Raw genomic sequence first — 22,466 nt, 5'->3', positions numbered from 1 at the left:
GGGTGAAGCAGCCATGTGTGTAGGCTGCTTTCTTCAATTTATTCTGCAAAATTCTGTTTGAGTGGGACTATATTGATTCGGTGAAAGTTATATTTTTGAATGAGAATTTGAGGTGAAGAAATGGCAAAACAAAAGCAAAGAGGGACGAAAACAAAAGCAAGACGTACCATAAAGCCAACTTTGTACTACGAAATCGTCGGTTTGACTCTTTTTGCGCTCTCCATCATTACAATTATGCAACTAGGTGTTGTCGGAAAAGCATTCGTGCTATTTTTTCGCTTTTTCTTTGGAGAATGGTACATACTTGGAGTGCTTGGGGTTATTGCACTTTCTATAGCGTTTGTTATAAAACGAGAGTGGCCGAATTTATTAAACAAACGATTGGTTGGTCTATATTTAATCGTATTAGCGATATTGATGTTTAGTCACATTACATTAGTTAACCTTTTAACAAAAGACGGGGCAGTACAAAGTTCATCTGTTATTGTAACGACAAAAGATTTGTTCTTTCATGAAATGAAAAAAGGAGTCGACTCAGTACATTTAGGAGGGGGAATGTTTGGGGCTATTATGTTTGCGACATGCTATTTTTTATTTGATGAGGTTGGCGCGTACATAATTGGAATGATTCTTATTTTGCTTGGTGTATTATGTATTACAAATAAACATATAGGAGAAGTACTTGCGCCGCTTGGACATATACTTAGACGACAATTTCAAGTGATGCAAGGTGATTATAAAGATTGGCAAATGAAACGGGCTGCTGAAAAAACTGAGAAGAAAAAGACATCTCGCACGCGGAGTGAACGTCATGTGCAAGATGTGCCGGAGTTAGTAGAGCATATAGAACAAGTGGATGTAGCGCCGCCGATTATATCAAACTTTACTGAAAACTATGCAACGCCGGATCCAATAAGTGAAGAACCTCCTGAAGCAACTCAAGAGAATCCTTTGCCGATGCAAGAAGAACAGCCGCAGCGGAAAAAAGGTGAAAAAATTGTTGAATCGCTTTCCGGAGAGACGAAAGCACCGCCAATGCATTTTTCTGATGTTGAAAATAAAGACTATAAGCTACCGTCTTTAGAACTATTAAAGTTTCCGAACAATAAGCAAGTGACAAATGAGAATGAGACGATTTATGAAAATGCTCGTAAGTTGGAACGAACATTCCAAAGCTTCGGCGTGAAAGCGAAAGTAACAAAGGTTCATAGAGGGCCGGCTGTTACAAAATATGAAGTATATCCTGATATGGGAGTTAAAGTTAGTAAAATTGTTAGTTTAAGTGATGATTTAGCACTAGCTTTAGCGGCTAAAGATATTCGAATTGAAGCACCGATCCCGGGGAAATCAGCTGTTGGTATTGAAGTGCCGAATTCAGAAGTTGCAGTGGTTACGTTAAGAGAAGTATTGGATTCGAAAGCAAATAATCATCCGGAAGAAAAGTTATTAATTGGACTTGGGCGAGATATTACAGGTGAAGCTGTATTAGCACGTCTAAATAAAATGCCCCATTTACTCGTAGCAGGGGCAACTGGTAGCGGAAAGAGTGTGTGTATTAACGGGATTATTACAAGTATTTTAATGCGCGCTAAACCGCATGAAGTGAAACTTATGATGATTGACCCTAAGATGGTAGAATTAAATGTATACAATGGTGTTCCGCATTTATTAACGCCTGTTGTGACAGACCCGAAAAAAGCGTCACAGGCATTAAAAAAGGTTGTCAATGAAATGGAACGACGTTATGAATTGTTTGCGCATAGTGGAACACGGAATATTGAAGGATACAACGACTACGTTAAACAGCATAATGAACAATCTGAAGCGAAGCAACCAGAACTTCCGTATATTGTTGTTATCGTGGACGAGTTGGCCGATTTAATGATGGTTGCTTCTTCTGATGTTGAGGATGCGATTATGCGTTTGGCACAAATGGCACGTGCAGCTGGTGTTCATTTAATTATTGCGACGCAGCGTCCATCTGTAGATGTTATTACTGGTGTTATTAAAGCCAATATTCCATCGCGAATTGCATTTGCGGTTTCCTCTCAAACTGACTCAAGAACGATTCTTGATACAGGAGGAGCAGAGAAATTGTTAGGACGAGGTGATATGCTGTTTGTACCAATTGGTGCTTCTAAGCCAGTTCGTGTACAAGGTGCATTTCTATCAGATGATGAAGTAGAAAAAGTAGTAGAATACGTTATTGGGCAGCAAAAAGCACAATATCAAGAGGATATGATTCCGCAAGATGTACAAGAAACAGTGCAAGAGGTGGAAGATAATTTATATGACGAAGCCGTGCAGCTCGTTGTAGACATGCAAACTGCGTCAGTCTCTATGTTACAGCGCAGGTTTCGTATTGGATATACGCGTGCAGCCAGGTTGATTGATGCGATGGAAATGAACGGTGTTGTTGGTCCGTATGAAGGAAGTAAGCCTCGTGAAGTGCTGTTAAAAGATATTCAAGAGAAAAGTTCGTGATAAAGTGAAGTGACCAAATAGCGAGATAGAGAAACCGATTAGAAAGAATTCTAGCCGGTTTCTTTAATGGATAAAAATGATAACGCTTACCTTTTGTTGATTTTAATGAGAATACGAATGGTTGTATTTTTTTTGATTTCAACGTTCGATTTTTTCTTGGATTGTATTGACAGTAATCTTATCAAGTGGTACGATTACTTCGAAATCAAAATAAACCTCATATAATCTTGGTAATAAGGTCCATAAGTTTCTACCTAGCAACCATTAATTTGCTAGACTATGAGGAAAAAGTGTCAATACAAGGTGTACAGCAACTTTGTTCCTAACTTTTTCATCATATGAGAAATGTAAGGTGCAAAGTTTTTTTTATAAGTTAAAGAAAGAAAATTTCATTTAACGAAATTATTAGCACTTATTCGACAAATCTTAACTTTCTTGTTTTCATTTAGGGGAATTCATGATATATTAGTTATGGAAAAAATAGGAAAAGAAGTCTTACATCAGAGGTCGAATAAGTGAAGTGCGAGGGGAGTCTTATGTCAGTAAAGTCAGATAGTCGACATTTGTATTTACGAGTGATTGACCACATTAAAGAAAAGATTAAAAGCGGGGTATATAAAGAGAAGCAAAAGCTACCGTCCGAATTTGATCTAGCAAAAGAATTAGGTGTTAGTAGAGCGACCTTGCGAGAAGCACTTCGAATTTTAGAAGAAGAAAGCGTTATCATCCGTAGGCATGGTGTAGGAACGTTTGTAAATGCAAAGCCGTTGTTTTCTTCTGGAATTGAACAATTATCTAGTATTACAGATATGATTACTGGTGCAGGCAAAAAGCCAGGTACAGTATTTCTATCATCAGCAGTAGGGAGCTTAACGGAAGAAGAAAAAGAAAAATTTAATAGTGAAGATGGTTTTGAGACACTTATGATTGAACGCGTTCGTACAGCAGATGGGGAACCTGTTGTTTATTGCGTTGATAAGTTATCGAAAGAAGTTCTTCCTGATTTGTCAGAATACAAAGAGGAATCATTACTTACAGTCATACATAGAAATACACATAAACGCATTACATATGCTGTTGCTCATATTGAGCCGCTTGGCTATCACTCTAAAATATCACCAATTTTAGAATGCGGACCAGAAACCGCGTTACTTGTGTTAAAGCAAATGCACTATGATCAAAATGATGAACCAATTTTATATTCGATTAATTATTTTCGAGCAGACAAATTTAGCTTCCATGTATTAAGAAAATGTATGTAGATTGTGCTCATTTTAGGGGGGTGACAGCAAGAAAATAGGGACATGGGTGTAGAACTAACTAGATACATATTTTAGGAGGGGTTTTTAGTATGAAGAAAAAAGCGGGAATTTTATTGTCATTAACGTTAGCAGCAAGCACAATTTTAGGAGCTTGTGGAAACACTGATAAGTCAAGCGAGAAAAAAGAGGGAAAAGACAGCAAAAACTTTAAAGTTGGTATGGTTACAGACGTTGGTGGAGTAGATGATAAATCATTTAACCAATCTGCTTGGGAAGGGTTAAAAAAGTTTGGTAAAGAGAACAAACTAAAAGAAAATGAAGGATATCGCTATCTTGAATCTGCTAAGGATGCAGATTACATTCCAAACTTAGCGAAATTTGTAGACACTAACTATGATTTAACATTTGGAATCGGTTATAAAATGCAAGAGTCTATCCAAGAAACAGCAGTAAAAAATTCGAAAAAACAATTTGCAATTGTTGATGCAGTAGTTGATAAGCCAAATGTAACAAGTATTACATTTAAAGACCATGAAGGTTCTTTCCTTGTAGGTGCGGTTGCGGCAATGACAACAAAATCAAATAAAGTAGGATTTATTGGGGGGATTAAAAGTCCTCTAATTGAAAAATTTGAATCTGGTTTCAAGGCTGGTGCAAAATTTGTAAATCCGAATATTGAAGTTGTATCTCAATATGCAGAAGCATTTGATAAACCAGAAAAAGGTTCTGTATTAGCTTCAGCTATGTACGGTCAAGGTGTTGACGTAATTTATCATGCATCTGGTGCAACTGGTAACGGTGTATTTACAGAAGCGAAAAACCGTAAGAAAAAAGGTGAGAATGTTTGGGTAATCGGGGTTGACCGTGACCAAAACCAAGAAGGTATGCCAGAAAATGTAACACTAACTTCAATGGTAAAACGTGTTGACGTTGCAGTAGAAAAAGTTTCACAAAAAGCAAAAGACGGTAAACTTGAAGGCGGTAAAACAGAATCATTTGGTTTACAAGATGAAGGTGTTGGAATTGCAAAAACAACTGACAACGTGAAAAAAGTAAATCCAGAAATTTTAACAAAAGTAGAAGATTTGAAAAAGAAAATTGTAAGTGGTGAAATTAAAGTACCTTCTACTCCAAATGAGTACAAAACATTTGAAGCTTCTCTTAAAAAATAAGGGTAGATCAATAGCAAAGGTTAGTTCTAAGAACTAACCTTTGCATATATATAAATCCACTTTGAAAAACTGACATAAAACCTTCTGAGAGCATCTGGCCGCGCTTAGGTGCGGTCAGGGCCTTTTCATGCCATGTGCCATGTTTTAAAACAAAAGGAGCAGGTAAGTAGCGGGCATGTTGTGTTCATGTGTTAAAAAATTAAGTTGGATATATATAGAACTTTATCTTGTTAGGAGGATTAATATGGAATACGTAATTGAGATGAATAATATTACAAAAGTATTCCCAGGAATTGTGGCGAATGATGATATTACGCTGCAAGTGAAACAGGGAGAAATTCATGCTTTACTTGGAGAGAATGGTGCTGGGAAATCCACACTTATGAATGTTTTATTTGGGTTATATCAACCGGAACAAGGTGAAATTAAAATTAAAGGGAAACCTGTAAAAATTACCAACCCTAATGTAGCGAATGATCTTGGGATTGGCATGGTACATCAGCACTTTATGCTAGTACATAATTTTACAGTTACAGAAAATATTATTCTCGGAAATGAACCGAAAAAAAGCGGGAAAATTGCGATTGCCGAAGCTGCTAAAGAAATTAAAGCATTATCTGAGCAATACGGGTTGTCGGTAGATCCATATGCGAAAATAGAGGATATTTCTGTTGGAATGCAGCAGCGTGTGGAAATTTTAAAAACGCTCTACCGCGGAGCAGAGATTTTAATTTTTGACGAACCGACGGCTGTGTTAACGCCGCAGGAGATTCAAGAACTTATTCATATTATGAAAAAGCTAGTGCAAGAAGGGAAATCTATTATTCTTATCACACATAAGTTGAAAGAAATTATGGAAGTATGTGATCGTTGTACAATTATCCGTAAAGGAAAGGGAATTGGAACGGTAGACGTTGCAAGTACAGATGAAAACAAGCTTGCAGAATTGATGGTCGGACGTCAAGTGAATTTTAAAACAGAAAAGTCAGACGCCAAACCACGTGAAAATGTACTTGAAATTTCCAATCTTGTTGTGCACGATGCACGTCATTTACCTACTGTAAAAGGACTTGACTTAACTGTTCGTGCAGGAGAAATTGTTGGTATTGCAGGAATCGATGGAAATGGACAAAGTGAATTAATAGAAGCGATTACTGGTTTACGAAAAGTTGAGTCAGGCTCTATTACGTTAAGAGAGAAAGACGTAACAAATTGGCCAGTTAGACGGATTACAGAGGAAGGTGTTGGACACATTCCTGAAGATCGTCATAAGCACGGGCTTGTTCTTGATTTTTCTATCGGAGATAACATGGTACTGCAAACGTATTATAAAAATCCGAATTCTAAAAAAGGTATTTTAAATTTCACAAAGATTTATGATAAAGCAAAATCATTAATTGAGCAGTTCGATGTTCGTACACCGAGTGAGCATACACTAGCACGAGCATTATCTGGAGGAAATCAGCAAAAGGCAATTATTGCTCGTGAAGTAGATCGTGATCCGGATTTATTAATTGCCGCGCAGCCAACACGTGGTTTAGATGTTGGGGCCATTGAGTTTATTCATAAAAAGTTAATTGAACAGCGCGATAAAGGAAAGGCAGTTCTGTTGCTTTCGTTAGAGCTTGACGAAATTATAAATGTAAGCGACCGCGTCGCTGTCATTTATGAAGGGAAAATTGTTGATATTGTAAATCCAAAAGAAACAAACGAGCAACAGCTAGGTCTGTTAATGGCTGGGGGAAAGAAGAAAGAGAAGGTGAACACAAATGGCTAAAAAATTTTTAACGGAGCGAACAATTAACATTTTAGTACCTGTATTATCCGTTATTTTTGGTTTACTTGTTGGAGCCATTGTCATGATTACGAGTGGATACGATCCAATAGTCGGCTATGCCGCATTATGGGATGGTATGGTCGGAAATTCACGTGCAATAGGTGAAACACTCCGTACGATGATTCCACTTGTTCTTGCTGGTTTATCAGTAGCATTTGCCTTCCGTACAGGTTTGTTTAATATCGGGGTGGAAGGACAATTGCTAGTGGGATGGCTTGCTGCAGTTTGGTTCGGTTATGCTGTTTCTTTACCATCCTTCATCCATGTCCCATTATCGATATTAGTTGCAGCGCTTGCTGGTGGACTGTGGGGATTTGTTCCTGGATATTTAAAAGGAAAGTTTAAGGTAAATGAAGTTATTGTCACAATTATGATGAACTATATCGCGCTTTATGTAACGTATTACATCATCAGGAATTTTCTACATGAAGCAAATGAAAAATCGTATGATATAAAAGCGAGTGCGTCTTTAACTTCTTCTTGGTTATCCTCTTTAACAGATGGCTCTCGCCTGCACTGGGGAATCATTGTAGCGATTGTTGTAGCACTTATTATGTGGTTTATATTAGATCGTACAACATTAGGTTACGAGCTCAAATCAGTTGGGTTTAATCAGCACGCTTCTAAATATGCCGGAATGAAAGTGTCACGTAATGTTGTATTATCAATGACGATTGCTGGTGCATTTGCTGGAATTGGTGGTGCAATGGAGGGGCTTGGAACATTCCAAAGTATGACAGCGATGTCTTCTTTTACAGGAATAGGTTTTGATGGTATTGCCGTGGCTCTTCTTGGTGCAAATAATGCATTTGGTATTTTATTATCAGCGCTATTATTTGGCGGATTGAAAAGTGCCGCACCGCAAATGAACTTTGAAGCGAACGTTCCGTCTGAACTCATTAATGTTATTATTGCATGTATTATTTTCTTTGTAGCATGTAGCTATGTTTTAAGATGGGCACTTTCTCGTTTTAGCAAGGAGGGGAAATAAATGAGTTTCCTAGATATTTTAGCCGTTCTTGTTACAGGTACGTTATATACCTCGGCACCGCTTATTTTTACAGCACTTGGAGGCGTATTTAGTGAACGTTCTGGTGTTGTAAACATTGCATTAGAAGGGTTAATGTTGTTTGGTGCATTTGTTGGTGTTGTTACAACTTTATTAATGGGCGATACATGGGGAGCGATGACGCCGTGGATTGCGCTTGTTTTTGCAGCAATTGGCGGGGGATTATTTGCACTTCTTCATGCGGTTGCATCCATTACATTCCGCGCTGATCAAGTTGTCAGCGGAGTAGCAATTAACTTTTTAGCGTTAGGATTAACAGTGTTTGCGATTAAAAAGATTTTTGGAAAAGGTCAAACTGATTTTATCCAATATCGTATTGAAAAAATTGATATTCCTGGCCTTTCTGATATTCCTGTTATTGGAAAAATATTTTTCTCTGATGTACCATTAACTTCATATATTGCAATTATTTTAGCATTTGTAGTTTGGTACGTGATTTATAAAACACCATTTGGCTTACGATTACGTGCTGTTGGAGAACATCCAATGGCAGCTGATACAATGGGTATTAATGTTTATAAAATGCGCTATATTGCAGTTTGTTTATCAGGTATGTTTGCAGGTGTTGGTGGTGCTGTATTTTCAACATCTATCTCAAATAACTTTTCTGGGGCTACAATTACAGGACAAGGATTTTTAGCGTTAGCAGCAATGATTTTTGGGAAATGGCATCCAATTGGAGCTCTAGGTGCAGCATTATTTTTTGGATTTGCACAGTCACTTGGTGTTACAGGTGGTACAATTCCTATTTTAGATCAAATTCCAAGTATCTTTTTAACGATATTACCGTATGTATTAACAATTTTTGCACTTGTTGGTTTTGTTGGACGTTCCGAAGCTCCGAAAGCGCTTGGAACGCCATATGAAAAAGGAAAACGCTAAAAGCCAAAAAGCTCGCACATTAGTGCGAGTTTTTTTACATACAATAACGTTAATACATGAGAAAATTTGCATTTTCTTTTGTGAAAACTGTATATTGAAGAAGAAAATTCCTTTTTAGAGGAGGTTTACAAATGGATCTTATAAAACAAGAAACACATGAATTAGGTGGATTGCGTGTACATATGATTCCGACAGAAAAATATAAAACGAATACATTTGTGTTACGGTTAAAGTCACCGTTATGTGAAGAAACAGTAACAGAACGTGCTTTGCTTCCTTATGTATTACAAAGTGCTACAGAAACACACTCGTCTGTCATTCGAATTCGTCAATATTTAGAGGAGTTATATGGTTCGTCATTAGCTGTTGATGTAAGTAAAAAAGGTGAGGATCATGTTATTTCTATTTATATAGACATTGCCAATGAAACATATTTACAAGAAGCGCCGCCGCTCTTTGAAAAAGCGCTTGCTATGCTTGCTGATATTTTACTAAGACCAGCAACAGAAGGAAATGGTTTTTTACAAACAGTCGTAGAAAGTGAAAAACGTGCACTCGTGCAGCGGATTGAATCTACGTTTGACGATAAAATGCGCTATGCAAATGAACGACTCATCGAAGAAATGTGTAAAGTAGAACCGTACCGCTTAAGTGCAAACGGTCAAAAAGAGCGTGTTTCTAAGATTACAAACGAATCTTTGTATCAATATTATAAAAAAGTATTAGATGAAGATGAAATGGATTTATATATTATAGGTGATATTGAAGAAGGGGCTCTTGATCTTGTGAAACGGTACTTCTCTGTTTCTAAACGTGAACCGAAAGAAAGGAATGTACTGCTTCATAAGAAAAATGAAGAAGAACAAGAGGTTGTAGAAAAACAAGAACTAAAGCAAAGTAAATTAAACATTGGATACCGCACATATATTACGTATCGCGACGAAGACTATTTTGCTTTGCAATTATTTAATGGTTTGTTTGGTGGTTTTTCACATTCGAAATTATTTGTTAATGTACGTGAGAAAAACAGCTTGGCATATTATGCTGCCTCTCGTTATGAAAGTCATAAGGGACTTCTTTTTGTAATGTCTGGAATTGAAGGGAAAAATTACGAAAAAGCTGTTACGATTATTAAAGAACAAATGATAGCGATGCAAAATGGTGATTTTACTGATGAGGAAATCGTACAAACGAAAAGTGTAATTAAAAATCAAGTTTTAGAGACAATTGATACGCCGCGTGGTCTAGTAGAACTTCTGTATCATGGAGTAATTGCAAATTATGACCGCCCTGTAGAAGGATGGTTAACAGAGATTGAACGAGTAACGAAAGAGGAAATCGTTAAAGTAGCCAATAATATTCAGCTAGATACAATTTACTTCTTACATGGGACGGAGGGAGTTTAAGATGGAAAAAATCGTTTATGAACAATTAAAAGAAACGCTGTATTACGAAAAACTGTCCAATGGTTTAGAAGTATATATTCTCCCAAAACAAGATTTTAATAAAACGTATGCAACATTTACGACAAAGTATGGTTCTATCGATAATACGTTTGCGCCACTTGGGAAAAATGAGATGCTTCGTGTGCCGGATGGAATTGCACATTTTCTAGAGCATAAATTATTTGAAAAAGAGGATCACGATGCGTTTCAATTATTTAGTAAGCAAGGAGCTTCTTCAAACGCATTCACATCGTTTACAAGAACTGCATATTTATTTTCTTGCACATCAAACGTTGAAAAAAATTTAGAAACATTGTTAAATTTCGTGCAAGATCCATACTTTTCTGAACAAACGGTGGAGAAAGAGAAGGGGATTATTGGGCAAGAAATTCAAATGTATCAAGATAATGCCGATTGGCGTTTGTATTTTGGATTAATTGACAGTTTATATAGGAAACACCCTGTAAAGATTGATATTGCAGGAACAATTGATTCAATCAGTAAAATTACGAAAGATTTACTGTATGAGTGTTACCATACATTTTATCACCCAAGCAATATGTTGCTATTTGTTGTTGGTTCGATTGATCCAGAGAAAACGATGGATTTAGTGCGTCAAAATCAAGAGAAGAAAAATTATACTGCTCAATCTGAAATTGAACGATCTTTTGATGAAGAACCAGAACAAGTAAATGAGAAAAAAATGGTTATTACAATGCCGGTACAAACACCGAAATGCTTAGTTGGTGTGAAAACGCAGGACTTGAAGCGACAAGGAAAAGACTTGTTAAAACAAGAAATTGCTTTAACGCTTATGTTAGATTATTTATTTGGAAAAAGTTCTACCCATTATGAAACATTGTATAATGAAGGTTTAATTGACGATACGTTTTCGTACGATTATACAGAAGAAAGTAGTTTCGGTTTTGCGATGATTGGTGGAGATACAAAGCACCCAGATGAATTAGCAAAGCGAATAACGGATATTTTACTACAAACAAATTATGATGAGTTATGCGAAGAAACGTTAGAGCGTGTGAAAAAGAAGAAAATAGGTGGTTTTTTACGTTCACTAAATTCACCAGAATATATTGCAAATCAATTCACACGGTACGCATTTAACGGCTCTAGTCTGTTTGACGCATTATCTGTTTTGGAACGTTTATCAATTCAAGATTTACAAACTGTTGCGAAGAGCTTTCTAAAAGAAGAACGACTTAGTGTTTGCCAAGTACTTCCAAAGAAGTGATGGAGTAGAGAGAGGGAAAAGATGAAGAAGTTTGCATTAGTTACCGGGGGAAGTGGAGGAATCGGCTCTGCCGTTGTAAGACGCTTAGTAAAAGATGGCTACACGGTGTATGTTCATTATAACCAAGGTGAAAAGAGAGTTCAGCAATTAGAACAAGAACTGAAAGATATTATTCCCGTTCAGGCTAATTTATCAGAAATAGATGGTGCTTTGCAATTATGGTCGCAAATTCATCATCCAATTGAGACGATTGTATATGCAGCTGGGCAAAGTATTTTTGGATTAACGACAGATGTTACAGATGAACAATTAAATGAGATGGTGGAGCTGCAAGTGAAAAATGTATATAAACTTGTTTCATTTGCACTTCCCTCAATGGTTCGAAATCGAAGTGGGAATATTGTTGTTATTTCTTCCATTTGGGGACAAATAGGTGCTTCATGCGAAGTGCTGTATTCAATGGTGAAAGGAGCGCAAAATTCATACGTAAAAGCATTGGCGAAAGAGGTTGCATTAAGTGGTGTACGGGTGAATGCGATTGCTCCAGGTGCAATTGAAACAGAAATGATGCGCATATTTTCGAATGAAGAAAAGCAAGAGATTGCAGAAGAAATTCCGCTTGGCCGATTAGGGGTGGCAGAAGAAGTAGCCAATACAGTTGCATTTGTAGTTTCTTCTCAAGCATCTTATATAACAGGTCAAATCATTGGAGTGAATGGGGGTTGGCATTGTTAATCGTTTAAAGTAAGGAGTATTGTATTTTGCATTTTGTTCGTACATAAAAAAGAGCATAGTGGCAAATAGTAAATATGACTCCATTACTTAATAGTGAGGTGCTTAACGATGTCAGTATTAGATAACTTTGAACAATGGAAAGGCTTTTTAGGAGAGCGTTTAGACCAAGCGCAAGAAAAAGGCTTAGACGGCGGGGCAATTTCTGATATGGCTTATCGCATTGGGGATTATTTAGCAAATGAAGTAGAAGCGCGTAATGACCAAGAAAAATTATTGGCGGAGCTGTGGAAGGTTGCAGATGAACAAGAGCAACATATAATTGCGAATTTAATGGTAAAAATGGTCAAACATAAGTAGTGAAAAGAGAGGAAGTATCCTCTCTTTTTTTGTCGATTTTGAGAATCCTTCAATTAAATCGAGTTCTCGATTGTACATTTCACTTTCCTATTAGGGGGAAATCATATAATATAGTACGTAGGTGTAAAGTAAGCAAGGGGAGTGTCATCAAATGATTGAATGGTATTTTGAGTATGAAATACATAAAAACCGACCTGGCTTGCTTGGTGATGTTTCTTCGTTAATCGGTATGCTTGGTATTAATATTGTTACAATTAATGGGGTAGACAATGCTAGGCGCGGACTATTATTAATGTGTGAGAATCAAGAACAAATTTCTAGACTTGAATCAATTCTAAATACAATGGATAATATAACTGTAACGAAATATCGTCCACCGAAGCTTCGTGATCGATTGGCAGTTCGGCACGGAAGATATATACAGCGAGATGCGGATGATAAGAAAACATTTCGTTTTGTTCGTGATGAATTAGGTTTACTTGTCGATTTTATGGCGGAACTTATGAAAAAAGATGGCCATAAATTAATTGGAATTCGTGGAATGCCGCGCGTTGGAAAAACAGAATCCATCGTTGCTGCAAGTGTTTGTGCAAATAAACGTTGGCTTTTTGTATCGTCGACTCTTATTAAACAGACGGTACGCAGTCAATTAATTGAAGATGAATATAATGATGATAATATCTTTATTTTAGATGGAATTGTTTCAACGAAGCGCGCAAATGAACGACACTGGCAGCTTGTTCGCGAAATTATGAGATTGCCAGCAACAAAGGTTGTAGAGCATCCAGATGTATTTGTGAGTCAGTCAGAATATACTCTTGATGATTTTGATTACATTATTGAGTTGAGAAATGATTACGATGAAGAAATTCAATACAGTCTAGTAGATGAAATTGAACAAGGAAATCAAAATAATTTTTCTATGTTCGACTTTTAAAGAAATATTGAGGTGTTAGCATTGACAGAATTAGGACAAAAGCTGAAAGAAGCACGAGAATTGAAAGGTTTTTCCATCGATCAGCTGCAGGAAGTTACGAAAATTCAAAAACGCTATTTGATTAGTATTGAAGAAGGAAATTTAAGTATATTGCCTGGGGATTTTTACGCACGTGCCTTTATAAAGCAATATGCAGAAGCAGTTGGATTAAATGGAGAGGCCGTATTAGAAGAATATAGACACGAAATACCGCAGTCAGTTTCTCAGGATGTTCCGCAAATTTCCACAGGACAAAAAGCACAGGAAACTGTGCAAAGAGCAGCATCATCACCAATTGCAGACCATATGCCTAAAATTTTAATTACATTGCTTGTTATCGCTGTTGGTGTTGCAATTTGGTTTGTGTTTCAGTTTATTTTAGGTAAAAGTGACGATGGTCAAGTAAAAGAAGCGAAAAACGCACAAACAGAAGTGGAAAAAGCAGAAAATTCTCCTCTTGATCAAAAGAAAACAGAAAAGAAAGAAGAGAAAAAAGCAGAAGCACCTCAACAAGCTCAGCAGCAACAAAATACAGCTCAAGAAGAGATTAAAGTTGTTGAAAAAAATGGGAAAGAATCTACATTAGAGCTTCGTCATAATAAAGAATTTAAAGTAGAATTAACTGCAAAAGGTACAAGCTATGTAGATATTAAAAACGAAGATGGTAAAGAATTTTATACAGGTACTTTAAATAAGGATGAAAAACAACAACAAGATTTATCGTCAGAACGTGTTGTGCGCTTAAACATTGGTAATGCGCCAAAGGTTGAAATCAAAATTAACGGTAAAGTTGTTGAATTCCCACAAAATACAGAAGAAATGTATCATCAAATTTTGGTTATTAAAAACCTAGGAGAACAACCTGCACAATAACAGTCATCGTTCCGATGACTTTTTTCAATGCATAAACCGTTTTTGACATGATGGAGGAATAGCTGTGAATTTACCAAATAAAATTACTGTATCAAGAATTTGCTTAATTCCTATATTTTTAATTATTATGCTCGTCCCGTTTGATTGGGGAGTATATACAATTGGAGATGTAGAATTGCCAATTCAGCACTTAGTTGGAGCTCTTGTTTTTATTATTGCTTCTGCGACTGATTGGATTGATGGCCATTATGCAAGAAAACATAATCTTGTAACGAATCTAGGGAAATTTTTAGATCCTTTGGCGGATAAATTATTGGTATCTGCAGCATTAATTACGCTTGTAGATTTACATTATGTAGCAACTTGGATGGCGGTTGTTATTATTAGCCGAGAATTTGCTGTTACAGGATTGCGTCTTGTATTAGCTGGTACAGGAGAAGTATCTGCTGCGAAAATGCCTGGGAAAATTAAAATGTGGATGCAAGTTATCGCAATTTCTGCATACTTACTTCACGATGTTCCGTTTAATTTAATTCAAATTCCAATTGCAGATATTTCAATATGGATTGCACTTATCTTTACGATTATTTCAGGATGGGATTATTTCTGGAAAAATAGAGCGGTGTTTATTGATTCGAAATAACGGCTTACGGGGGAATGGGAGATGAATGCGGAGATTATCGCGGTTGGTACAGAGCTATTGCTTGGGCAAATTGTAAATACGAATGCCAAGTTTTTATCAGAAAAGCTAGCATCTATCGGAATTGATGTATATTATCACACTGTTGTAGGGGATAACAATAATCGTTTACGCCGGGCAATTGGAATTGCTCAAAAACGTGCAGATATATTGATTTTTACAGGTGGTTTAGGACCGACAAAAGATGATTTAACGAAAGAAACAATTGCGTCCTCCTTGCAGGAAGAGCTTGTATATGATGAAGTAGCACTCAATTCCATTGCTGATTATTATAAAAGAACAGGAAGAGAGTTTACCGAAAATAATAAAAAACAAGCTCTTGTTTTAAGGGGAGCGACTGTGTTTGCTAATGATCATGGTATGGCACCGGGTATGGGATTATGTAAGAATAACAAGGTGTATATTTTACTCCCAGGACCGCCTAAAGAAATGAATCCAATGTATATAAGTTACGTAGAGAATTGGCTTCTTCCTTTTACACATGGTGAGAATCTATATTCTCGTACTCTTCGATTTTTTGGTATTGGAGAATCGCAATTAGAAGCAAAGGTTCAAGATTTAATAGATGCTCAAACGAATCCGACCATTGCTCCGCTTGCTTCTGAAGGAGAAGTAACGCTTCGCCTAACAGCAAAGCACAATGATGCAAAAGAAGCTGAATCTTTAATAAATCATATAGAAGAATTGATTTTACAAAGAGTAGGACCGTTTTTTTACGGATACAATCAAGATCTTCTTCACAAAAAGGCAATTGCTTTGCTTAAACAAAAGTGTTTAACGATTGCATGTGCTGAAAGTTTAACGGGTGGCTTATTTGGTGATCGTATTACTGAAGTTGCCGGTGTATCTTCTCTGTTTAAAGGTGGCGTAATTTGTTATAGCAATGATGTAAAACAACATGTACTAGATGTGCCAGAAAAGACTTTACAAACAGATGGAGCTGTTAGTGAATCTTGTGCCCGTTATCTTGCTGAAAATGTAAAAAAACTAATGCAAACGAATATTGGAATTAGTTTTACTGGAGTAGCAGGGCCAGGGGCGTCTGAAGGAAAAGAGCCGGGGACAGTGTTTATTGGTTTAGCGATAGATGAACAGCCGACGATAGTTATTCCCCTTATATTAAGTGGAAGTCGCCAACAAATTCGTGAACGAACTGTTAAATATGGATTTTATCATCTGTATAAGAAGCTAGAAGAGATATAAATCTCTTCTAGCTTTTGCAATTTTATATAGAAAAATAGAGGATTTCCTCTACTGGAAAATAAAAAAACGAATAAACGTTCGATTTTTGTTGGCATAATGGGGAGAAAATATGTATAATAAGATTAGCATTTAAGTTAAGGAGGAATTTTTGAATGAGTGATCGTCAAGCGGCATTAGATATGGCGTTAAAACAAATAGAAAAGCAATTCGGTAAAGGCTCTATTATGAAACTAGGAGAGCAAGCGGAACGTAAGATTTCTACTGTACCAAGTGGTTCATTAGCACTTGATGTTGCCCTTGGAGTTGGTGGTTATCCGAGAGGTCGTATAATTGAAATTTATGGACCTGAAAGTTCAGGTAAAACAACAGTTTCTTTACATGCCATTGCAGAGGTACAGCGTCAAGGCGGACAAGCGGCATTTATTGATGCAGAGCATGCAATGGATCCTGTATATGCACAAAAACTAGGTGTTAACATTGATGAATTATTATTATCCCAACCAGATACAGGAGAACAAGGTCTGGAAATTGCTGAAGCATTAGTACGAAGTGGTGCAATTGATATTATTGTTATTGACTCGGTAGCAGCACTTGTTCCAAAAGCAGAGATTGAAGGGGAAATGGGTGACTCTCACGTTGGTTTACAAGCACGCTTAATGTCACAAGCTCTTCGTAAATTATCTGGTGCGATTAATAAATCAAAAACAATTGCAATTTTTATTAACCAGATTCGTGAAAAAGTTGGGGTTATGTTTGGAAATCAACTAATGGTTGCTTAATCTTTTTAGATTAAGGAGTTTACTATGGGTTTCCCTTGCTAGTGATAGCATGTTCAAAAAACCTTGTGAACCTTATTGCCTAAGGGTGTAGCTATATAGCTGCTAACGGTGAAGCCCTCCAATTAATAGGGTAATACCGTGCCAAGCTTCAGGATGTTATGAAGAAGGTGTAGAGACTACCGAAAAGGACTTTTAAAGTTAACTGAGTAGGGTACGGCAGAAGATAGGCTCCTGCTGGAAGTGCAAGGCTCTCTGTAAAGAGATGAAGAGATAGTCCGCGCTATAGAGATGGAAAATCTATATAATTATGCCAGAAACAACTCCAGGTGGACGTGCGTTGAAATTCTATTCAACTGTACGTTTAGAAGTACGTCGTGCTGAGCAGTTAAAGCAAGGTAACGATATTGTTGGTAATAAAACAAAAGTGAAAGTAGTAAAAAATAAAGTAGCGCCTCCTTTCCGCGTTGCAGAGGTTGATATTATGTACGGAGAAGGAATCTCAAGAGAAGGCGAAATTTTAGATATGGCTTCTGAACTTGATATCGTTCAAAAGAGCGGAGCTTGGTATTCTTATAATGAGGAACGCTTAGGACAAGGGCGTGAAAATGCGAAGCAATTCTTAAAAGAAAATCCAGAACTTACAGATGAAATAGCATTCTTTATTCGTGAGCATCATGGCATTGGTGAAGAGAGTGCATCTGGAAGCGGAGAAGATAAGACTCTTCTTGATGATTAAAAGACACGGTTTCGTGTCTTTTTCTTTTCTTTGCGACCTATAAATAATCTATTTTGAAATTGTATTAAAAACATAGAAAATAAGTGGAGAATACCTGCTAGCAATGTTTTTAATTGGTTTGTATTCGTTTTCTCCTTTTGTTTTGAACTTAGCGTGTGGTAGGAAAAGGCACTGACCGCTGCTATGCATGACCAGATGCTCTCGTCCATCTAAAAATAAAAAGGCTTACATGTCATTTTTTCAATTTGTATTAAAATAATAACCAGAGAAAGAGAAAGAAATTTCATGAATAGTCGTTTTACTTTATCGTAGGTAAAGAAAGTAAAGGTAGACAATGCTTGACAATGAAAATAGCGGTAGATACAATGATAATGTATATTTTTTCTTATATTATATACGACACACTCTTCTCAAGAAGAGAAGTAACATTCGGAGAGGACGTATACTTTCCGAAATAAGCATATGTCTAGTTTAATTGTGAATTGAAGAAAGTCCCTTGAAAAGGCGGGACGAAGGTCATCGCTGTACGTTGCAAATGCAAACAATGTACATCCATGCAGTCTTTTTTCATTCATAGCAAGAGGAGGTGAAATTATGAGTAATGAATTTTGGATACTCATCTCCATTTTGCTGGCCATCGTCAGTGCAGTTGTTGGGTTTTTTGTTCGAAAGTCCATTGCAGAAGCGAAGATTAACGGTGCGGCTAATGAAGCGAAGCGCATTGTAGAAGATGCAAATCGTCAAGCAGAAGCACTGAAAAAAGAAGCGCTATTAGAGGCAAAGGATGAAATTCATACACTTCGTACAGAAGCGGAATTAGAAATTCGTGACCGAAGAAGCGAGTTGCAAAAACAAGAAAATCGTTTAATGCAAAAAGAAGAGAACCTTGATCGAAAAGATGAATCGCTTGAGAAAAGTCAGCAATTATTAGAAAAGAAAGAGGAATCTCTTGTAGCGAGACAACAGCGGATTGAAGATTTGGAAAGCAAAGTGGGAGAGTTAGTACAAAAACAGCAAGATGAATTAGAGCGTATTTCTAACCTAACACGTGATCAAGCAAGAGCTATTATCTTAGAAAAAGTTGAAAATGAAATTTCGCATGAAATCGCTGTTATGGTAAAAGAAACTGAGGTACGTGCAAAAGAAGAAGCGGACAAGAAAGCGAAAGAGATCTTATCTTTAGCTATGCAAAGATGTGCTGCTGATCACGTTGCCGAAACAACAGTTTCAGTTGTAAATCTTCCAAATGACGAGATGAAGGGTCGCATTATCGGACGTGAAGGCCGTAATATTCGTACGTTAGAAACATTAACGGGTATTGATTTAATTATTGATGATACGCCAGAAGCGGTAATATTATCAGGTTTTGACCCGATTCGTCGTGAAACTGCTCGTATTGCTTTGGATAAACTTGTACAAGATGGGCGTATTCACCCAGCACGTATTGAAGAAATGGTTGAAAAATCAAGACGTGAAGTGGATGAGTATATTCGTGAAGTTGGAGAACAAACGACTTTTGAAGTAGGTGTACATGGATTACACCCAGACTTAATTAAGATTTTAGGTCGTTTGAAATTTAGAACAAGCTACGGTCAAAACGTCCTAAAACACTCTATGGAGGTTGCTTACTTAGCTGGGCTAATGGCAGCAGAACTTGGTGAGGACGAAAAACTGGCTCGTCGTGCTGGTTTATTGCATGATATCGGAAAGGCAATTGACCATGAAGTTGAAGGTAGCCACGTTGAAATTGGCGTCGAGCTTGCGACAAAATATAAAGAGCATCCAGTTGTTATCAATAGTATTGCATCTCATCATGGGGATACAGAACCGACTTCTATTATCGCAGTTCTTGTGGCTGCGGCAGATGCACTGTCAGCAGCAAGACCTGGAGCGCGAAGTGAGACGCTTGAAAATTATATTCGTCGTCTTGAAAAGCTTGAAGAGATTTCTGAGTCTTATGAAGGTGTTGAGAAATCCTATGCAATCCAAGCTGGACGTGAAGTTCGTATCTTAGTGAAACCAGATACAATTGATGACTTAGAGGCTCATCGTTTAGCACGTGATATTCGAAAACGTATTGAAAATGAACTGGATTATCCGGGACATATTAAAGTTACCGTTATTCGGGAAACTCGTGCAGTTGAATATGCAAAATAAAGTGGTGGTGTTGCACCACTTTATTTTTTTGTGCCGAGAATGGACACAATATAGAAAAGCTTGTAGAATCGAAAATGATTCACGAAATAGGATGATGTGAGAAAATTTGTATTTTTTATAAGTGAAGATTGTAGTTTATAAGGATAAACTGCAAAGAATGTATAGATGGAAAGGGTAAAAACAATGAGAATTTTATTTGTTGGGGATGTAGTAGGCTCGCCAGGAAGAAAGATGATTCAAGATTACGTGCCTGCGTTAAAGAAAAAGTATACACCTACAGTTACCATTATTAACGGAGAAAATGCTGCAGGTGGACGTGGCATTACAGAGAAAATTTATCGTAATTTTTTAGAGTGCGGTGCACAAGCAGTTACACTTGGAAACCATGCGTGGGATAACCGTGAAATTTTTGAATTTATTGATGATGCAAAGTATCTTGCAAGACCAGCAAATTTCCCAGAAGGAACGCCAGGAAAAGGACTTATTTTTGTAAATTGTAATGGTGTAGAAGTTGCGGTAATTAATTTACAAGGCCGTACATTCCTACCACCAATTGATTGTCCATTCCGAAAAGTGGACGAATTGATTAAGATCGCAAAAAAACGTACGAACATTATTTTTATTGATTTTCATGCGGAAACGACAAGTGAAAAGCAAGCGCTTGGATGGTATGTAGATGGACGTGCTACAGCAGTTGTTGGTACCCACACACATGTTCCAACAGCAGACAATCGAATTTTACCAGATGGAACAGCTTATATTACAGATGTTGGGATGACAGGTCCATATGATGGTATTTTAGGAATGGATCGCGAAGCGGTGCTGAAGAAATTTTTAACAAATCTTCCAGTACGATTTGAAGTAACGGATGGAAGAACGCAGTTGAGTGCCGTACTAATTGATGTAGATCCTAATACAGGAAAAGCTAAAAAAATTGCTCGTATTTTAATTAATGATGATCAACCGTTTTTTGAGTAAAACACGAAAAAGTTAGAAAAGAAAATATATTTTAATTTTTTAGAAAAATTACGTTTTTTAGCAGGAATATGAATCATTGCTCGTGAATATAAGTTAAAAGTGAATTCAATCGCTAATATTTTTTAAAGAAACGAGGAGGAAACGAGCAATGGAAATATTAAAAGTTAAAGCAACTTCGGTACCTAACTCTGTAGCTGGTGCACTTGCTGGAGTCATTCGTGAGCGTGGCTCAGCAGAAATGCAAGCAATTGGTGCAGGTGCATTGAATCAAGCCGTAAAGGCAGTAGCAATTGCGAGAGGATTTGTGGCGCCGAGTGGTGTGGATTTGATATGTATCCCAGCTTTCACAGATATTATGATTGATGGTGAAGAACGTACAGCGATTAAATTAATTGTAGAGCCTCGTTAAATTTGGTGACCTGTTTGCAATTGCAGACAGGTCATTTTTATCCTTCTATTTGTGGGCTGTAAGACAAGTCAACTGAAAATAGCGGATGATAAAGCTTACCACGAATGAAATGATTGCTCTCTGTAAGAAGATTGTTGTTTCCAGCCGTAATAATATAATCGCAAATAAGAATGTTTTGGAGGAAAGGATGAAGGGCGTTGAAAATTTTTGATGCGCATTGTGATGTATTGTGGCAGTTATGGATGAGAAAAGGAAAGCAGACTTTTCAAAATGATTCTTCTTTACATATTACATACGACCAGTTAAGAAAAAAAGGTGGTAGTATTCAATGTTTTGCGATTTATGTACCAGAAGAAGTTCCGTATGAACAACGATTTGCAGTTGCATTAGAGATGGCTAATATCTTTCACGAACAAATTTTGGCACTACCAAATATAAAATGGATTAGGACAAAAGAAGATATTCAACACTTGGGAACGGATGATATAGGAGCCCTTTTAACTTTAGAAGGATGCGATGCAATTGGAAGAGAATTGACGAAGCTACAAACGTTGTATGATCTTGGGGTTCGCTCTGTTGGACTTACTTGGAACTACGCGAATTTAGTTGCGGATGGAGCGTTAGAGTCTCGAGGTGGCAGCTTAACACTGTTTGGAGAAAAAGTAGTGGAAGATTTAAATCGTTACAAGCTATGGACAGACGTTTCCCATCTGTCAGAGAAAGGGTTTTGGGATGTAATGAAGCTTTCTAATTATCCAATTGCATCGCATTCAAATAGTTGTGAGTTATGTCCACATCCAAGAAATTTAACGAATGAACAAATTAGAGCATTAATTCAAAAAGATGGAATGATTGGGATAACATTCGTCCCAATGTTTTTAGCTGCAAACAAATCTGTTTGTACAGATGATATATTAAGGCACGTAGAGCATGTATGTATGCTTGGTGGTGAGAAGAATGTTGGATTCGGATCAGATTTTGATGGAATTACAGAAACAGTCGTACATGTGGAAAGGTATGAGCATTACGAATATGTCATAAATGAACTATTAAAGCGATATAAAGAAGAGCAAGTAAATAATTTCATATATCGTAATTTTATACACCATATTCCGTTTTAAAACATTGCTACAAAACGTTTATTGAAGAGTTAGAAAATTTAA

General features: G+C 36.9%; 18 protein-coding genes, 2 pseudogenes and 1 riboswitch. All 20 genes and pseudogenes read left to right on the top strand.

Annotated features, from left to right (window positions below; all coding sequences use genetic code 11):
• The first annotated feature begins 120 nt into the window (after positions 1-120).
• The 20 genes and pseudogenes from H280_RS0100200 to H280_RS0100110 all read left to right on the top strand — a co-directional run bounded on the left by H280_RS0100200 (position 121) and on the right by H280_RS0100110 (position 22,424).
• Positions 121-2,484 (top strand): DNA translocase FtsK, encoded by a 2,364-nt coding sequence (locus H280_RS0100200; protein ID WP_020059081.1) that lies wholly within the window; start codon positions 121-123, stop codon positions 2,482-2,484.
• 197 nt (positions 2,485-2,681) lie between these two features.
• Positions 2,682-2,784, top strand: a riboswitch (purine riboswitch).
• 236 nt (positions 2,785-3,020) lie between these two features.
• Positions 3,021-3,746: a GntR family transcriptional regulator gene (locus H280_RS0100195; RefSeq protein ID WP_020059080.1), complete on the top strand. Its 726-nt coding sequence runs from the start codon at positions 3,021-3,023 to the stop codon at positions 3,744-3,746.
• 89 nt (positions 3,747-3,835) lie between these two features.
• On the top strand, positions 3,836-4,918 hold the full coding sequence (locus H280_RS0100190) for a BMP family lipoprotein (protein WP_020059079.1): 1,083 nt from the start codon (positions 3,836-3,838) through the stop codon (positions 4,916-4,918).
• 244 nt (positions 4,919-5,162) lie between these two features.
• Entirely contained in the window at positions 5,163-6,695 is a 1,533-nt protein-coding gene (locus H280_RS0100185) for an ABC transporter ATP-binding protein (RefSeq protein WP_020059078.1), read from the top strand.
• Complete coding sequence (locus H280_RS0100180) at positions 6,688-7,746, top strand: ABC transporter permease (protein ID WP_020059077.1); 1,059 nt, start codon at positions 6,688-6,690, stop codon at positions 7,744-7,746. Before H280_RS0100185 ends, H280_RS0100180 begins: the two co-directional genes overlap by 8 nt.
• Positions 7,747-8,706, top strand: a complete 960-nt coding sequence (locus H280_RS0100175) for an ABC transporter permease (protein ID WP_020059076.1) — start codon at positions 7,747-7,749, stop codon at positions 8,704-8,706.
• Between the two features lie 131 nt (positions 8,707-8,837).
• Positions 8,838-10,112, top strand: coding sequence for an EF-P 5-aminopentanol modification-associated protein YfmF (gene yfmF / locus H280_RS0100170; protein ID WP_020059075.1), 1,275 nt, complete (start codon positions 8,838-8,840; stop codon positions 10,110-10,112).
• Position 10,113: 1 nt separating this feature from the next.
• Entirely contained in the window at positions 10,114-11,400 is a 1,287-nt protein-coding gene (yfmH, locus tag H280_RS0100165; RefSeq protein ID WP_020059074.1) for an EF-P 5-aminopentanol modification-associated protein YfmH, read from the top strand.
• Between the two features lie 21 nt (positions 11,401-11,421).
• Positions 11,422-12,135 (top strand): elongation factor P 5-aminopentanone reductase, encoded by a 714-nt coding sequence (ymfI, locus tag H280_RS0100160; RefSeq protein WP_020059073.1) that lies wholly within the window; start codon positions 11,422-11,424, stop codon positions 12,133-12,135.
• 108 nt (positions 12,136-12,243) lie between these two features.
• A complete protein-coding gene (locus H280_RS0100155; protein WP_020059072.1) occupies positions 12,244-12,492 on the top strand; it encodes a DUF3243 domain-containing protein in 249 nt (82 codons plus the stop codon).
• A gap of 151 nt (positions 12,493-12,643) precedes the next feature.
• The gene (locus H280_RS0100150) at positions 12,644-13,429 is read left to right on the top strand and encodes a DUF3388 domain-containing protein (protein WP_020059071.1); all 786 of its coding nucleotides are present in this window, start codon (positions 12,644-12,646) and stop codon (positions 13,427-13,429) included.
• Positions 13,430-13,450: 21 nt separating this feature from the next.
• The gene (locus tag H280_RS0100145; RefSeq protein WP_020059070.1) at positions 13,451-14,341 is read left to right on the top strand and encodes a helix-turn-helix domain-containing protein; all 891 of its coding nucleotides are present in this window, start codon (positions 13,451-13,453) and stop codon (positions 14,339-14,341) included.
• Between the two features lie 64 nt (positions 14,342-14,405).
• Complete coding sequence (pgsA, locus tag H280_RS0100140; protein WP_020059069.1) at positions 14,406-14,984, top strand: CDP-diacylglycerol--glycerol-3-phosphate 3-phosphatidyltransferase; 579 nt, start codon at positions 14,406-14,408, stop codon at positions 14,982-14,984.
• Positions 14,985-15,005: 21 nt separating this feature from the next.
• The gene (locus H280_RS0100135) at positions 15,006-16,244 is read left to right on the top strand and encodes a competence/damage-inducible protein A (protein WP_020059068.1); all 1,239 of its coding nucleotides are present in this window, start codon (positions 15,006-15,008) and stop codon (positions 16,242-16,244) included.
• 152 nt (positions 16,245-16,396) lie between these two features.
• A pseudogene (gene recA / locus H280_RS22900) lies at positions 16,397-17,005 on the top strand (recombinase RecA); the annotation flags it as partial.
• Positions 17,006-17,333: 328 nt separating this feature from the next.
• Positions 17,334-17,759, top strand: a pseudogene (locus H280_RS22895) (recombinase RecA); the annotation flags it as partial.
• A 594-nt stretch (positions 17,760-18,353) separates the two neighbouring features.
• Entirely contained in the window at positions 18,354-19,916 is a 1,563-nt protein-coding gene (rny, locus tag H280_RS0100125; RefSeq protein ID WP_020059067.1) for a ribonuclease Y, read from the top strand.
• A gap of 183 nt (positions 19,917-20,099) precedes the next feature.
• A complete protein-coding gene (locus tag H280_RS0100120; RefSeq protein ID WP_020059066.1) occupies positions 20,100-20,894 on the top strand; it encodes a TIGR00282 family metallophosphoesterase in 795 nt (264 codons plus the stop codon).
• A gap of 148 nt (positions 20,895-21,042) precedes the next feature.
• Positions 21,043-21,303, top strand: a complete 261-nt coding sequence (gene spoVS, locus H280_RS0100115; protein WP_020059065.1) for a stage V sporulation protein SpoVS — start codon at positions 21,043-21,045, stop codon at positions 21,301-21,303.
• 197 nt (positions 21,304-21,500) lie between these two features.
• A complete protein-coding gene (locus H280_RS0100110) occupies positions 21,501-22,424 on the top strand; it encodes a dipeptidase (protein ID WP_020059064.1) in 924 nt (307 codons plus the stop codon).
• Positions 22,425-22,466 lie beyond the last annotated feature (42 nt).

It is taken from the genome of Bacillus sp. 123MFChir2 (assembly GCF_000383235.1).
In the GTDB taxonomy this organism is placed as follows: Bacteria; Bacillota; Bacilli; order Bacillales; family Bacillaceae_G; genus Bacillus_A.
The sequence above is the reverse complement of the archived record's forward strand: the minus strand, read 5'-3'. Positions and strand labels throughout refer to the sequence as shown.